The sequence below is a fragment of the Lysinibacillus sp. OL1 genome, from assembly GCF_004332175.1.
Taxonomy (GTDB): Bacteria; Bacillota; Bacilli; order Bacillales_A; family Planococcaceae; genus Lysinibacillus; species Lysinibacillus capsici.
Map to the genome: position 1 here is coordinate 65,803 of NZ_SJDS01000010.1, position 14,366 is coordinate 80,168.

14 protein-coding genes are annotated in these 14,366 nt (G+C 35.6%); 9 read left to right on the forward strand and 5 right to left on the reverse strand.

Translation table 11 applies throughout. The features are described from left to right. The first annotated feature begins 24 nt into the window (after positions 1-24). Complete coding sequence (locus EW028_RS17270; RefSeq protein WP_131521752.1) at positions 25-1,569, forward strand: histidine kinase N-terminal 7TM domain-containing diguanylate cyclase; 1,545 nt, start codon at positions 25-27, stop codon at positions 1,567-1,569. A 53-nt stretch (positions 1,570-1,622) separates the two neighbouring features. Here the strand turns inward: EW028_RS17270 and gnd are convergent, their stop codons facing one another. Genes gnd through EW028_RS17290 form a run of 4 tightly spaced genes read right to left on the reverse strand, consistent with a single transcriptional unit; the run spans position 1,623 to position 6,677 of the window. After that, the gene (gnd, locus tag EW028_RS17275; RefSeq protein WP_131521753.1) at positions 1,623-3,023 is read right to left on the reverse strand and encodes a decarboxylating NADP(+)-dependent phosphogluconate dehydrogenase; all 1,401 of its coding nucleotides are present in this window, start codon (positions 3,021-3,023) and stop codon (positions 1,623-1,625) included. Between the two features lie 26 nt (positions 3,024-3,049). Continuing rightward, the gene (locus EW028_RS17280; protein WP_131521754.1) at positions 3,050-4,396 is read right to left on the reverse strand and encodes a GntP family permease; all 1,347 of its coding nucleotides are present in this window, start codon (positions 4,394-4,396) and stop codon (positions 3,050-3,052) included. A gap of 15 nt (positions 4,397-4,411) precedes the next feature. Next, positions 4,412-5,953 carry a gluconokinase gene (gntK, locus tag EW028_RS17285; protein WP_131521755.1) on the reverse strand — a complete coding sequence of 514 codons (1,542 nt, stop codon included), beginning with the start codon at positions 5,951-5,953 and terminating at the stop codon, positions 4,412-4,414. After that, on the reverse strand, positions 5,946-6,677 hold the full coding sequence (locus EW028_RS17290) for a GntR family transcriptional regulator (RefSeq protein WP_131521756.1): 732 nt from the start codon (positions 6,675-6,677) through the stop codon (positions 5,946-5,948). Before EW028_RS17290 ends, gntK begins: the two co-directional genes overlap by 8 nt. Before the next feature lie 237 nt (positions 6,678-6,914). Here EW028_RS17290 and EW028_RS17295 point away from each other — a divergent pair, with 237 nt between their 5' ends. After that, positions 6,915-7,121 (forward strand): hypothetical protein, encoded by a 207-nt coding sequence (locus EW028_RS17295; RefSeq protein ID WP_131521757.1) that lies wholly within the window; start codon positions 6,915-6,917, stop codon positions 7,119-7,121. Between the two features lie 175 nt (positions 7,122-7,296). After that, complete coding sequence (locus EW028_RS17300) at positions 7,297-7,569, forward strand: hypothetical protein (protein ID WP_131521758.1); 273 nt, start codon at positions 7,297-7,299, stop codon at positions 7,567-7,569. Between the two features lie 61 nt (positions 7,570-7,630). On the opposite strand, the gene EW028_RS17305 is transcribed toward EW028_RS17300, so the two are convergent. Then, positions 7,631-8,122 carry a hypothetical protein gene (locus tag EW028_RS17305; RefSeq protein ID WP_131521759.1) on the reverse strand — a complete coding sequence of 164 codons (492 nt, stop codon included), beginning with the start codon at positions 8,120-8,122 and terminating at the stop codon, positions 7,631-7,633. A 155-nt stretch (positions 8,123-8,277) separates the two neighbouring features. On the opposite strand from EW028_RS17305, the gene EW028_RS17310 reads away from it, so the two are divergent. The 6 genes from EW028_RS17310 (at position 8,278) to EW028_RS17335 (ending at position 14,100) form a co-directional block, all read left to right on the forward strand. Beyond that, the gene (locus tag EW028_RS17310) at positions 8,278-8,427 is read left to right on the forward strand and encodes a hypothetical protein (RefSeq protein ID WP_227744973.1); all 150 of its coding nucleotides are present in this window, start codon (positions 8,278-8,280) and stop codon (positions 8,425-8,427) included. A 124-nt stretch (positions 8,428-8,551) separates the two neighbouring features. Next, positions 8,552-9,109: an RNA polymerase sigma factor gene (locus EW028_RS17315; RefSeq protein WP_131521761.1), complete on the forward strand. Its 558-nt coding sequence runs from the start codon at positions 8,552-8,554 to the stop codon at positions 9,107-9,109. Then, positions 9,106-10,041, forward strand: a complete 936-nt coding sequence (locus EW028_RS17320; protein ID WP_131521762.1) for a hypothetical protein — start codon at positions 9,106-9,108, stop codon at positions 10,039-10,041. The genes EW028_RS17315 and EW028_RS17320 overlap by 4 nt, the downstream gene beginning before the upstream one ends. A 92-nt stretch (positions 10,042-10,133) precedes the next feature. After that, the gene (locus tag EW028_RS17325) at positions 10,134-10,901 is read left to right on the forward strand and encodes a nucleotidyltransferase domain-containing protein (protein WP_131521763.1); all 768 of its coding nucleotides are present in this window, start codon (positions 10,134-10,136) and stop codon (positions 10,899-10,901) included. Positions 10,902-11,291: 390 nt separating this feature from the next. Continuing rightward, positions 11,292-12,773, forward strand: a complete 1,482-nt coding sequence (locus EW028_RS17330; RefSeq protein ID WP_004233452.1) for a malate:quinone oxidoreductase — start codon at positions 11,292-11,294, stop codon at positions 12,771-12,773. Positions 12,774-13,020: 247 nt separating this feature from the next. Next, on the forward strand, positions 13,021-14,100 hold the full coding sequence (locus EW028_RS17335; RefSeq protein WP_131521764.1) for an ankyrin repeat domain-containing protein: 1,080 nt from the start codon (positions 13,021-13,023) through the stop codon (positions 14,098-14,100). The last annotated feature ends 266 nt before the right edge of the window (positions 14,101-14,366 follow it).

Genomic DNA, 14,366 nt, shown 5'->3' on the forward strand with positions numbered 1-14,366 from the left:
AAAAATATAAAGAGGTACATAGACATGAATTCGCAATTGACTGCTTTCATTACTCTTAGCTGTACATCAGGTGTACTAAATTTGTATTTATGTTTATACGTATTTCTAAAACGCTACAATTATACAAAAATTGCTCAATTGTTTATTAGTTATACCGCATTAATTGCGGTATATTGTTTTGCCTCTGCTTTTGGTTTAATCGCTACAACATTGAGTGCCATAAAGGTTTGGACGGCCATCCAATATGTAGGTATGGCTTTTTCAACGCCTCTCGGATTATTGTTTATCATGCAATACCTAGGCTTTCATCTGACAAGGAAAAAGATAATGGCTCTTCTTGCCATTCCATTTATTAGCTTAATCATGGTTGCTACAAATGATATACACCATTTTCATTATAGAGTATTTGAAATAGATCCTATATTAGGGGCACCTTATGTTCATCAGGAAATTGGTATATGGTATATCATTCATGGCATATTTACTTTTGGCTGTATGTTCGTATCCTTCTTATTAGTATTAATCCATTGGAAAGAGACTACTAAGGCCTACCGGCAACAATTAATTGCCTTAATGTGTGGTCAACTTATTCCTATGATAACAGCATTCATCTATTTATTGGGCTTAACACCTCAAGGAGTTGATCCTGTTCCTATGGTATTATGGGCTTCTTCATTTTTATATTTATGGTCTATTAATTCCTCACGATTATTTAGGGTGATGCCTGTTGCCAAGGATGCAATATTTCATAGTATCAATGATGGGGTTATTGTGTTAGATGAATCTGCTCGATTAATAGAGTTTAATCAAGCCTGCAGCAAGGTATTTCCTCAGCTAACTAGATTCATGATTGGTAGGGATATTGGGGAAACATGGATTGAAGTAACTGGACAATTGATGCCATTTACATTGGAGGCAGTGGTGAATACGCAAGACATCGAGATGGTGCTTTCTGATCATACTTATCAAGTGCGTGTTACAGAGCTGCAACATGTTAATCATGGTAAGGGGTTATTACTTATTTTCACTGATATAACAGAGTTGAAGGAGCTACAAAGACAGTTAGAGCAACTCGCTTTTTACGATGAACTTACACAAATTTATAATCGTCGAGCTTTTTTTCAACAATGTAATCATGCTTACAGCGAGGCAAGAGAATCATCCTCAGCTTTTACTGTCATTTTAATGGACATCGATCATTTTAAAAACGTCAATGATACGTATGGGCATGCTATCGGTGATCAATTACTAGTTCATGTCGTAAAGGTTTGTCAGAGTGTGTTGAAAAAAGGAGAACTGTTTGCACGGTATGGCGGTGAGGAATTTGTTCTTGCACTCAAGGACTCTACATTATTAGAGGGGCAAGCATTAGCTAATTTGCTCTGTAATAGCGTAGAATCCCAGCCACTTATGACTACTGAGGGAGCAATTCGTACTACTATTAGCTGTGGTGTAGCAGAAGGTACAAAGGGACAAGAGACACTGTATCAGCTATTAAACAATGCGGACAAAGCACTGTATGCGGCAAAACAAGCAGGACGTAACCGAGTACATGTTTTTCTAGAATAAAAAAGCTAACATATACAATCATTGAGGCAATGATGTATATGTTAGCTTTTTACTTACCAATTTGTATGGAAAACACCTTGTGCATCAATTCGTTCATACGTATGCGCACCGAAATAATCACGTTGTGCCTGTAACATATTAGCATTAGATGAACCTGTTCGATAACTATCGTAATATGTGAGAGAAGCACTTAAGCAAGGGAACGCGTTTCCTGCTTGGATGCCTTCACAAACTATTTTTCTTAATCCATTTTGATAGTCCATCGTCTTTTCTGCAAAGTATGGGTCAATTAATAAATTATTTAGCGAAGGTTGCTTTTGATAGGCTTCACTAATAACATTTAAAAATTCTGCTCGAATAATACAACCACTACGGAAAATTAATGCAATTTCTTTTAATGGTAAACGCCATTCATAAAGCTCTGATGTCATTTTATATTGTGTAAATCCTTGCGCATAAGCACATATTTTCCCCATATATAGGGCTTGGCGGACGTATTCAATCCAGACATCTCTATCTAAATTTTGCTGTTTATAATTTGGTCCAGATAGTATTGCCTCTGCTTGAATTCGTTCCTCTTTTAATGATGAAATATAGCGAGCGAATAAGGCCTCCGTAATAATTGATGTAGGAATACCATTGTCTATAGATTGCAGGCTTGTCCATTTCCCAGTACCTTTTTGACCAGCTTTATCAAGTATCATATCAATGAGTGGTAATCCTGTTATCTCATCTTTTTTCCTTAAGATTTCAGCTGTTATTTCGATTAAATAGCTTTTCAATTCGCCCTGATTCCATGTTTCAAAGATAGTAGCAATTTCCTCAACGGATAATCCTATATTTTTTCTTAAAAACGTATAAGCCTCCGCAATGAGTTGCATATCTGCATACTCGATTCCATTGTGTACCATTTTGACGAAGTGTCCTGCGCCCTTGGGACCAATATACGTACAGCATGGTGTATCATTCACTTGTGCTGCAATCTTTGTCAGTATAGGTGCTACTTTGTTATAGACCTCTTGATCACCACCAGGCATAATAGATGGTCCTGTCAAAGCTCCTTCTTCACCACCAGAAATACCAATCCCTAAATACCCAATTCCTAAAGCTTTAAGTTCATCGTATCTACGCTCTGTATCTTTATAATGAGAGTTGCCGCCATCCATAATGACATCGCCCTTTTCAAGGAAAGGCACTACTGATTGAATAACTGAATCAATAGCATTTCCAGCTGTCACCATCAAAAAAATCTTTCTTGGTTTTTCTAAAGCTTGTACAAACTCTTCTATTTCATAGTAAGGAGTAAGCGCTTGTCCTTCAACTTTTTGTAGAAGCTTGTCGGTTAAATCTCGTGTGTAATTATAAACGGCTACTTGCTCGCCCTTATTAGCCATGTTTAAAGCGATATTACTGCCCATAACACCTAATCCAATAACGCCAATTGTATTTAACATTGTACTTGCTCCTTTTTAAACATTTTTTAAACAAATAAACTAAGTAATAAAATAAACCCTAAACCAGCCACAGATACAATTGTTTCTAGCAAGGTCCAAGTAGCGAATGTTTCCTTCATGCTCAATCCAAAATATTCTTTAAACATCCAGAAACCTGCATCATTAACATGTGAAGCAATTAAGCTTCCTGCACCTGTTGCCAACACGACCAAGGCAAGGTTTACATCACTTTGACCTAACATTGGAATGACTAACCCAGCTGTTGTTAAAGCAGCAACCGTAGCTGACCCTAATGAAATGCGTAAAATAGCCGCAATAATCCATGCTAGTAAAATTGGCGATAAGGTAGTTCCATGGAAGAGTTCAGCTACATAATCACCGACACCACCATCAATTAAAACTTGTTTGAAGGCACCACCGCCCCCAATAATTAAGAGCATCATACCGATATGGGATATTGCTGTTGTACATGACTCCATTACTTGCTTAATAGGAATTTTCCTTGCGATACCCATTGTATAGATGGCAACTAATAAGGAAATTAACATGGATGTACCAGCTTCACCGATGAAGCGGATACCTGCTAAGAAGCCATTGTCTTCAAAGCCAATTGTTTTTTGTAACAGTGTAATAATAGTAGCAATGGACATTAAAATAACGGGTAATAGTGCAGTAAAAACACTTATTCCAAAACTCGGTGTGTCCTCTAGTTCAAATGTTTTTTGTTCACCGAGAGAAGCAATATTTCCAGTTTTGTTGAATGATTCAGGCACTAACCTTTTCGCTAATTTTGTAAATAATGGTCCTGCTAAAATAACAGTCGGAATGGCGATGATAAAGCCATAAAGCAACACCTCACCAATATTTGCCCCAAATTCGCCAGCAATAACAGTTGGTCCAGGATGTGGTGGTAAAAATCCATGTGTGACAGATAAGGCTGCGGTCATTGGAATTCCTAAATATAAAATAGAAACCTTTAATTGTCTTGAAATAGCGAAGACAATTGGGATTAATAGCACAAGACCTACTTCAAAGAAAAGTGCGATACCGATAATAAAGGATGCTGCTACGACTGCCCATTGAATGTTCTTTTCTCCAAATTTATTCACAAGGGTCATGGCAATACGCTGTGCACCCCCAGAATCGGCAATTAATTTTCCTAGCATCGCTCCAAGACCAAATATTAAGGCCAAGTGACCTAATGTTCCGCCTAACCCTGCTTCAATCGTTTTTACGATAATATCTAAAGGCATCCCAAGAGCTAAAGCAACACCGAATGAAACAATGATTAATGAAATAAACGTATTTAATTTAAAGCCCATTATTAAAATTAACAGCGCAATAATACCAATACCTACAATAACTAATGGCATGTATTCTCCTCCTCTTTAGTCGGGCTTAATTAAGCTCCTTTGATACTGAGCAATTGACGTATAGTCATCTGCTAAAACTCTAGATAAACGAATGAAAATTGGGAGTAGCTGTCTATATTCTTTGGCTGCTTCTTCGATTGGCGTATGTTTATAAGTGTCACCAACCATATCAGCGACAACGTCAAAGGAATCAATTTTTCCTGTAGCATATAAGCCTAAAATACAAGCGCCTAGACAGGAGCTTTCATAGCTTTCAGGTACTACCACTTCGGATTCAAAAATATCCGCCATCATTTGTCTCCAAATCTCAGAGCGTGAAAACCCGCCTGTTGCTTGAATACGAGTGACAGGGCTTTCCATACACTCCAGTAATGCTAAATAGACAGTATATAAATTGTAGATAACCCCTTCGAGGGCAGCTCGTATCATATGTTCTTTTTTATGAGACATGGTTAAACCAAAAAATGAACCGCGGACATCTGGATTCCATAAAGGCGCACGTTCACCTGATAGATAGGGATGGAATAGCAGCCCATCAGCACCAGGTCTAACACGTTCAGCAATTTTCGTTAACACTTCATATGGATCAATACCTAGTCTTTTAGCTGTTTCAATCTCAGAAGAGGCAAACTCATCGCGAATCCAGCGTAATACCATACCACCATTGTTTACGGGTCCACCAATGACCCAATGGTTTTCTGTTAGTGCATAGCAAAAAATTCTACCCTTTACATCTGTTTTGGGCCTATCAATTATGGTACGGATAGCACCGCTTGTCCCAATAGTGACAGCAATTTCGCCTTCTCGAATGGCGTTCACACCTAGATTAGAGAGCACGCCATCACTTGCACCAATGACAAAAGGTGTTTGTGGGTCAATACCCATTTGCTTAGCTAAAAGGTCATTGCAATTTAAAAATAGTTGAGTTGTTGGTACGAGTGTGGATAATTGTGCTTTCGCAATACCTGCAACAGCTAAAGCTTCTTCGTCCCAATCTAATGTATGGAGATTCATCATACCCATACACGAAGCTAATGAATAATCGACGACATATTGATCAAAAAACTTTTTAAAAATGTATTCTTTAATACCGATATATTTCTTCGTTTTGCGCGCAATTTCAGGATGTTCATGCACAAGCCAAGTAATTTTGCTTAGTGGTGACATTGGATGAATAGGTGTACCTGTTCTTTTATAAATTTCATGGCCATTCCAGTCAGTTTTAATTTTATGTGCCCATGCTTCACTACGATTATCCGCCCAAGTGATGACAGGTGTTAACGGTTGATCATTTTCGTCCATAGCGATCACACTATGCATAGCACTACTAAAGGAAACAAATAGTAATGGTTTATCTGAATGGACTTTCATAATGTTGGTAATGGCTTGTAGTACAGCTTGAAAGATTTCTTCTGGATTTTGTTCTGCTGTCGAAATATCCGGTGTATATAATGGATACCCAATATTTTCTTGTTGAATAACCTTCCCATGTTGACTAAATAATACGGCCTTAGTGCTAGTAGTCCCTATATCAACACCTAACATATAGTTAGTCATTTTGTGGCTCAACCCCTTTAGATAGCATTTGCTGTGACCGCCATAAATCTTCTACTTTGCCTTGAACATCATCAAAATTTTCATGTAAGGATTGAATCATAAGCTCTCGATCTTTGGCTCTAATAGCGTCAATATAGAGCTCATGATTTTTCACAATACGAGTAAAATCCTCATATTTCTCTTTAAAGCGCATGCGCATAGATAGTAAAATCAAGCCTTCCATTACTGGCTTTAAATTATTCCAAATCATGGTGATATAGGAATGTCCGATGGAACGAATAATTGTCTCATGGAACATAACATCCTGATAAGAAAATTCGTCTGCATCGTTATACTTAATGGCAACTTTCATCATTTCTAATGTTTTGCTAAGTTCTAGTGCTAAGCTAGTTGTATCCATTTTTATGAGACGTTCAAACACAAATGTTTCAATCAGCAATCGAACATCATAAATTTCTTCAATCTCTTTTTCAGATAAACCAATGACAACAGCACCCATTTTCTCTAATCGAATGATATTTTCAGAAGCTAATATTCTTAAGGCTTCACGAATGGGTGAACGGCTTACTTCAAAATCAGCTGCCAGTTTGTTTTCTGAAAGAATGGTACCGCTTTCAATTAAACCTGAAATAATACGCATTCTAAGTTCATAGGCTACGCGATCACCTGTAGAAGCCTTAGAAAGCCATTTTTGTGGATATAAATAATCATTATATTCGCTCATAATATCACCCTTTTTGATTTTGAGTATACTTGTATACAAGTATTATAGTCAGAAAGAAAATAAGATTGCAAGCGACTTACTAACAATCAAAAATTGAAAATTCCTCAACTCTATACTTAGCTAAAAATAATAATTAATGCACATTCTTTTTTCCTCCTTGGACAAACTTTAGAATGAAAAGTTCGTAAAGCTTATACAAGGTTTTATAGCTTTTCAAATAATCGATGAAGGATGGTTATGTCAAATATGGATACAAATCGTAACAGATCAAATGGTACGAAAAGTGCAAATAAAACAAATCAACAGCGTCAGACACTTCATCGTGAGGAGTTTGGTGCTGAATTTGAGCTTGATTCAGCTTCAGCACAAATCAATAACTTTGCTGAAACCAAAGGAAAAACGGGTATCAAGCAACCAGTCAGTGAGAGGACTGCATGGCACTAATTTATATTTGACAACTATTCATGACATTGAGAGAAGGACTAAGGCATATGCCTTAGTTCTTTGATTATAGCCTGGGAAATATTGTGTTTATTTTCTTCCATACATATTATCAGAGCATTTCATAATACTACATCTAGAACAATGAAAACATTTTTAAGAAGGGAAGATATATACATTGGCTAAGCACTCCGATACAAGTTGGAAGCAGGATCATCCTAGCACATTGTTTAGTAACTCCGTGCAAAAGGCGGATCGTCTATTAAAGCATGCAAAATCACATCCAGAGGAAATAGCAATAGAACATGCATTTAATCAAATTAAGCATGCTGAAAATGCACGTTTCAATGCAGAACAATATGGTGAGCATTTGGATACGGTTCAGCAAAATAAAGAATATCTAGAGCAGATTAAACAACAATTACATGAAATGAAAAATGATAATGAATAACAGTCAACAACGGCTTAAATTCACGTAGTGAGGTTTAAGCCGTTGTTTAAATGTGATTAAATTAACACCAAACAATGATTTCGTAGGGAGTAGTTTGAGCAGGAATACTCCTAGTGGTAGGGCCATAAACAACAATGAGGTTTCGATTGGCAGGACTATTGGTAAAAGGCTGCCCATTTTTAAGTGAAATAATCGTAGTAGGAGAAAGGTTTAATTGTAATTGTCCATCACTACTCAGTAATTGTTGATTAAAGAAATCTACCTTTACATTATGATAGTTGCTTTCTTTTACAATAATTAAAGCACGGTATTGTGGCGGGTAAATCATCGGTACAGGTGCATCTCCATCATAATATCCTGTTACCCATTCACCAGTTGTGACAATTTCACGATTAACAAAATAGGTGGAGGGAGAAATAATAAAATTGACGACCCCACCAGCACCATCTTCTAAGGTCATTATTTTATAACAACCGTTCTTATCTCCGTTTTGTCCAACAGGAAAATCATTGATTTGAGTGATAACACCTCGAAAAGATTTAAAATTGACCATACCCATTCCCTTCTTACATATTTCTCGTTTTTAGCGTATCATTTTAATTTATGTAGCATTGTAAAATTAGGTGACAGACAATTAATAGGATGCTATTTGATAGCAATCGACTTATACTTAACATGCTAACGATTAGATCAGAGGAGTGGCATCTATTGAATTGGATTTCTAAAAATAAGAAAATCTTTCTATTGTTAATTTTTGTTGTTATTGTCGTCGCTGGTATACTGGATATTAAATATGAGGGATTATTCTTTCAGCTATTACCTACATCAATACAAATATTTTTATCTAATTTATTTTGAAATGTGGAGAACCGTACCTAAAAGAGTGCGGTTTTTTCATTAGCAGAATTTTTGCCACAACATGCAACCAATTGTTTGGATTATCTACTTTATAAGTAAGAGTATATAAAAGGAGAAAATGCAAATGGACGATGAAAAAATAGTTGCTTTATATATACAACGCTCACAGCAGGCTATTTTGGAAACAAGGAAAAAATATGGAGCATATTGTAGAGTAATAGCAAGAAGAATCTTGGCAAATTTGAGGGATGTTGAAGAATGTGAGAATGATGCCTACCTAGCTGCATGGAACACAATCCCTCCACAGATACCAAGAAAACTATCTATTTTTTTAGGGAGAATCATACGTAATATTGCACTTGATAAGCATAGCTATAATACAGCCAAAAAGAGAAACAATGAGTTTGAGGTCATTCTCACAGAGCTGGAAGAATGTCTAGCTTCTTCTCATACGGTAGAAACATCCTATGAAGCGGGTGAATTTGCTCAATACATTAGCCGATTTTTATATACCTTAGATGAACAATCTAGAAATATATTTATTCAACGATATTGGTACTCCTATACTATAAAAGATATTTCCTTACACTTTCAAATGAGTAGTAGTAAAGTTAAGTCCAACTTATTTAGGACACGTAATAAACTAAGATTTTATTTGGAAAGCGAGGGATTATATATATGAAAAAAGAGGAGTTATATCGTGAAATTGGATTTATAGAGGAAGAATTAATTGAAGCCGCCAACTATGAAGTAAAGAAGAAAAGTTTTTCTAAAAAATGGCTCGCTGTGGTAATAAGTATGATGATCGTAAGCTCAGTTTCTACTGCCACAATAGCAGCAGCTTACTATAAACATCAAAATAATGAGCTTTATATTCGTTATTTATCAGCAGAGGATATGGAACTAATGCCAGCTACAAAATATGATGCAGATAAATTTCTAAAAGCTCTAGATAGTGACAAAGAGGAGTATATCTATATTGCAATAAATAGACTAGTAGAGAGCTATAATGATGAAAAGTTGAGAAATAAGGCGTTAAAGGCTATTCAGCCATTTATACAAAGTGATAACAAAAAAATTGCAAATTCGGCTATTTTTGCTGTCGATATTTTATCGGGAAGCTTTAAAAGTCAGCAGGTATATAAATTAGCAGATGGGAGCGTCTTCTTTACTTTATTCAATAATTATTCAGATTACGGAAGCCAAAATGTTCTTTGGCGTATAAAAGATGATGTGCTAGAGGCATATTCTAGCTTCTCCAGTCCATCAATGTATATTAAAGAGATAATTCCTTCACCTGATCAGAAATTAATTACTATTGTCACGAACTCTAATAAAAGTGAATTTGTTGAAGTCATCAATGTGGAAGAGCGAATGGTAAGCCCAGAGTTAGTAGAATCTTCAAGGGTTAAATATGGTGCTGAGCAAGGGTTAGATACTTGGATTCGAACAGATCATGAAAACTATAGCTATGTGGATCATCTTAGATGGAAGGGAGATGCTACCATAGAATTTGAAGCTAGTCTCTCCTATGATGATACGGCGATTATTAAAAACGTGGTAGTCACTTATGAAGTTAGCCAAAAGAAATTAACTGTTAAAGAAATTAAATAAGAAGTAGATAAAAACAGAAAACGTATTAGAGGTTTTCTGTTTTTTCAATAGTATTATAGAAATAAATCAATTAAAAAGGGAGTGAATGATCAATGGCAAAATGGAAAATAGCCTTAGAAACGTTCCTGAAAGAATGGCAAGATAAAGAGGAAGTTGTAGGAGCGCTCGTATGTGGGAGCTATATTACTGGAAATCCTTCTAAGCGCTCTGATATCGATGTCCATATTATTTTGGCAGATAATGTGGGATGGAGGGAAAGAGGGAATCGTGTTATTGATGGTTTTTTAATTGAATACTTTGCGAATCCACCAAGTCAAATTCGTGGGTATTTTCAAGATGATTTTAACAAAAGAAGAACCATGTCGATGGTCCAATTTAAAACAGGTAGAATTTTATTTGATTATACTGGAATAATAAAAGATTTAAAATTTGAAGCAGAGGAATGGCTCAAAGAAAAGTATAAAACAATGAATAAAACGGTCTTAGAAATAAAAAAATATGAATTGTGGGATACACTAGATAATTTAAAGGATTGTTATGAGCAGGATAGAATGGACTTTTCCTTTACCTACCATAACTCATTAGCCAATTTATTTTTGGTGTACAGTCAGTTTTTAAACCATGAAACGATACCCTTTTATCAAATCTATGCCTATCTTGAAGATCCAATTTACCTGCAAAAATATAGTAAGTCAGCATTTCCAGATGAGGACTTTAGAGAAATTTTTATGAGAGCAATGCATGAGGACAATGCTGAAAAGATGATGGCGTCATATGAAGCAGTAGTAAGGTATGTGTTCATACAAATGGGCGGTTTTCAAATAGATGGCTGGCATATAAAAAGCCCAATCGAAAGTTAATCTTTGGGGTAAGAAAAGTTAGTTCAGATACAAGACGAGCTTCATATTTATATGTTATTATACAGATATAATAATAAAAAGAACCTATTTTTTATGAAAATGTCAACCATTTTTAGGCCGATTATTCCAAATAAGCTTAAATAATTCAATTTTTATCTAGAACAAAAAGTGATTTTTTTGCTTGAATTATGATTGGAAAGGCTCGAAAAAAGCTGATAACTCTCATATAAATAGTTGATATTTTATTCTTGAACTAATTGTGATAAACTGCAATAAGGTAATAATTGATACAGAAATGGTGTGCTCCGAGGTTGCTCCATGGCTACAGTACTTCTAAAGTGGGAGTGCTTACATCCTTTCTGCAAATCTTAACATATAAGGAAGGTAAAAATGAGTAACAGACAAATTAAATCAGATGTTATCTTAATTGGTGCCGGAATCATGAGTGCAACTTTGGGAACATTACTCAAAGAATTAGCACCAGATTGGAAAATTACAGTGTTTGAAAAGCTTGAAAAAGCAGGCGAGGAAAGTTCTCACGAATTAAACAATGCGGGAACTGGACATGCTGCATTATGTGAGCTGAACTACACATCAGAGAAAAAAGACGGATCAATCGATATCAAAAAAGCGATTAATGTTAATGAACAGTTCCATGTTTCAAGACAGTTTTGGTCGTATCTTGTAAACAATAAGCTGATCAATAATCCACAAGACTTCATTATGCCTTTACCACATATGAGTTTAGTACAAGGGAAAGAAAATGTTGAGTTTCTAAAGAAACGCCATGAAACGATGACAAAAAATCCTTTATTTGAAGGAATGGAATTTTCTAATGACCCTGAAACACTAAAAAAATGGATTCCACTTATTATGGAAAATCGTCCTGCTGGTGAAGACATTGCTGCAACGAAAATTGACACTGGTACAGATGTTAACTTTGGTGCTTTAACACGTATGTTAATTGATCATTTAAAAGCAAAAGATGTAGATGTTAACTATAACCATAGTGTTGAAAGTTTAAAACAAGCTAGTGATGGTACATGGGAAGTACGTGTGCACGATTTAGATGGCTGTAAAATGGAATATCATTCAGCAAAATTTGTCTTCCTTGGAGCTGGTGGAGGAAGCTTAGAATTACTACAAAAATCAGGTATTCCTGAAGGGAAACATATTGGTGGATTCCCAATTAGCGGTTTATTCTTAGCATGTAATAATCCAGAAATAGCTGAACAACATCATGCAAAAGTATACGGAAAAGCAAAAGTTGGTGCTCCACCAATGTCAGTTCCGCATCTTGACACACGTTATATTGATAACAAGAAATCATTACTATTTGGACCGTTCGCAGGTTTCTCTCCTAAGTTCTTAAAAACAGGTTCAAATATGGATTTATTTGCTTCTGTAAAACCGCATAATATCACAACTTTATTAGCTGCGGGCGTGAAAGAGATGGGCTTAACAAAGTATTTAATCCAACAGCTTATGCTTTCAAAAGAACAACGTATGGAAGAGTTACGTGAGTTCATTCCAAATGCAAAAAGTGATGATTGGGATATTATCGTAGCTGGACAACGTGTACAAGTAATTAAAGATACAGAAGCTGGCGGTAAAGGAACACTTCAATTCGGTACAGAAGTTGTAAGTGCTTCTGATGGCTCGATTGCAGCTTTACTAGGAGCTTCACCAGGTGCATCTACGGCTGTACATGTTATGCTTGAGGTTCTTAATAAATGTTTCCCTCAACATATCAAGGAGTGGGAACCAAAAATTAAAGAAATGATTCCATCTTATGGTCTATCATTAGCAGAAAACCCTGAGCTTCTAAAAGAAATAAATGCAACAACAGATAAAGCACTTGGCTTAAAATAAAAATAAGTCATGGTAAGCGTTTAAGAAAGAGCTCTCAATCTATTCTGATTGAGAGCTCTTTTTAATTTGAATAAATTCTTTCCTGGGAAATTTTAAATCCAATTGCCTTCTTTTTAATAAAAGAACCATCAAATTTGCTATAAATCTTGCCCTTTATTTTATAACACTATAGCTTTATGTCCCATTGTGATAAAGATGGTAGTTTTCTATACTTTGTATATACAATAAGAAGGGAGCCAATCTATAGATGATTAAGCTACAAGATATTGGAACATTTTCAGCACTACCAGAGCTTGCAATGTATATCTATACTGGCAATATTACAGCTTTGCGAGTTGCGAGGGATAAAGGCTGGAATATTGAAGAAGAGATATGTTTAAGTCAGCATACATCATTAAGCCCATTGGATTTAGCGTTGATTGCACAAAGATTGGATGTAGTAAAATTATTAGTTGGATATGGGGTTAATTTAAATGTGGAAAAAAATCCTTCTTTTTTAAGAGCTGTTCGATATTGTAAAGAAAATATAGTACGTTACCTTGTTGAACAAGGAGCAAAATTAGATGGCTATAACCAAGTGGGCTCTGGAGCCTATTCTCAGGCCTACTATGGCAATAAAAGAAATATCCCTCTTATTCATGAACTTGGGCTTGATATAAAGCAGCATGGAGGTCCTGTATTGCGTCAGGCTGTGTCGAATTTTGATAAAAAAACAGTCACTTATTTACTTGATCAAGGAGTAGATATTAATTATCAAATGCCTGATATGGTCTATCCCTATGAAGCAACACCATTAACAGTTGCAACAAGAATGGGAAATATAGCTATGGTGAACTATTTGATTGAACGAGGTGCAAACGTCACTTTAGCGGAGAAAGATGGTGAGAGAGCTTATACAATTGCTGTACGTATGAAAAATATGGAACTAGCAAATTACTTAAAGGCTCTAGAACCAATAGAACTCCATACTATTGAAAACAAAAAAGAGACATTGAAAAAATACAAGTTACCAGATGAATTGATTAATTTTCTGACAGGAGATCGACTGCTTCTTGAGCTTGCACCAAATGATTATGACATTCACTTTATCGATTTTTTCAAACTAACTGATACAATTGAGATGAAGCTAGGTCATCGAAAGCTCCTCCTTCTTTCCGCAAATATCGACAATTACTCTGATTTGCAAATAGTCTGGAATCCAAAAGGAGAAGGCCAAATAGGGTGCTATGATGTGGAGCATGAGGAGTATGCTAACTTATGTAGTTTTAAAGAATTTATTGGTAGACCTGAAGTATACCTTATCCGTTTTCTTGAAGGAGAGCTTTAACAATGCTTAAAACTGCTGATAAAATTGTGAAGCAACTTATTTAAAGTCGTTGAGAGTAAGCATATTCTATTTAAAAAATATGCTTACTTTTTTATTGCTTTATATTCGAAGATTTGACAAACAAAAAACAATAGAACGTTTAATATATGTGGTACAAAAGAACAATAGAAGAGCTATTAATAGGGCGAAGGGGATGCTGAACATAACAGGAAGTTCTACGCCATACCAAAGGCCCATTTTAATTTGATTGACTCCGAATGTTCGTA

Excerpts from the sequence above, each read along its gene's own strand:
- EW028_RS17270 (WP_131521752.1), top strand. The coding sequence starts at position 25 with ATGAATTCGCAATTGACTGCTTTCATTACTCTTAGCTGTACATCAGGT.
- gnd (WP_131521753.1), bottom strand. The coding sequence starts at position 3,023 with ATGTTAAATACAATTGGCGTTATTGGATTAGGTGTTATGGGCAGTAAT.
- EW028_RS17280 (WP_131521754.1), bottom strand. The coding sequence starts at position 4,396 with ATGCCATTAGTTATTGTAGGTATTGGTATTATTGCGCTGTTAATTTTA.
- gntK (WP_131521755.1), bottom strand. The coding sequence starts at position 5,953 with ATGACTAACTATATGTTAGGTGTTGATATAGGGACTACTAGCACTAAG.
- EW028_RS17290 (WP_131521756.1), bottom strand. The coding sequence starts at position 6,677 with ATGAGCGAATATAATGATTATTTATATCCACAAAAATGGCTTTCTAAG.
- EW028_RS17295 (WP_131521757.1), top strand. The coding sequence starts at position 6,915 with ATGTCAAATATGGATACAAATCGTAACAGATCAAATGGTACGAAAAGT.
- EW028_RS17305 (WP_131521759.1), bottom strand. The coding sequence starts at position 8,122 with ATGGTCAATTTTAAATCTTTTCGAGGTGTTATCACTCAAATCAATGAT.
- EW028_RS17315 (WP_131521761.1), top strand. The coding sequence starts at position 8,552 with ATGGACGATGAAAAAATAGTTGCTTTATATATACAACGCTCACAGCAG.
- EW028_RS17320 (WP_131521762.1), top strand. The coding sequence starts at position 9,106 with ATGAAAAAAGAGGAGTTATATCGTGAAATTGGATTTATAGAGGAAGAA.
- EW028_RS17325 (WP_131521763.1), top strand. The coding sequence starts at position 10,134 with ATGGCAAAATGGAAAATAGCCTTAGAAACGTTCCTGAAAGAATGGCAA.
- EW028_RS17330 (WP_004233452.1), top strand. The coding sequence starts at position 11,292 with ATGAGTAACAGACAAATTAAATCAGATGTTATCTTAATTGGTGCCGGA.
- EW028_RS17335 (WP_131521764.1), top strand. The coding sequence starts at position 13,021 with ATGATTAAGCTACAAGATATTGGAACATTTTCAGCACTACCAGAGCTT.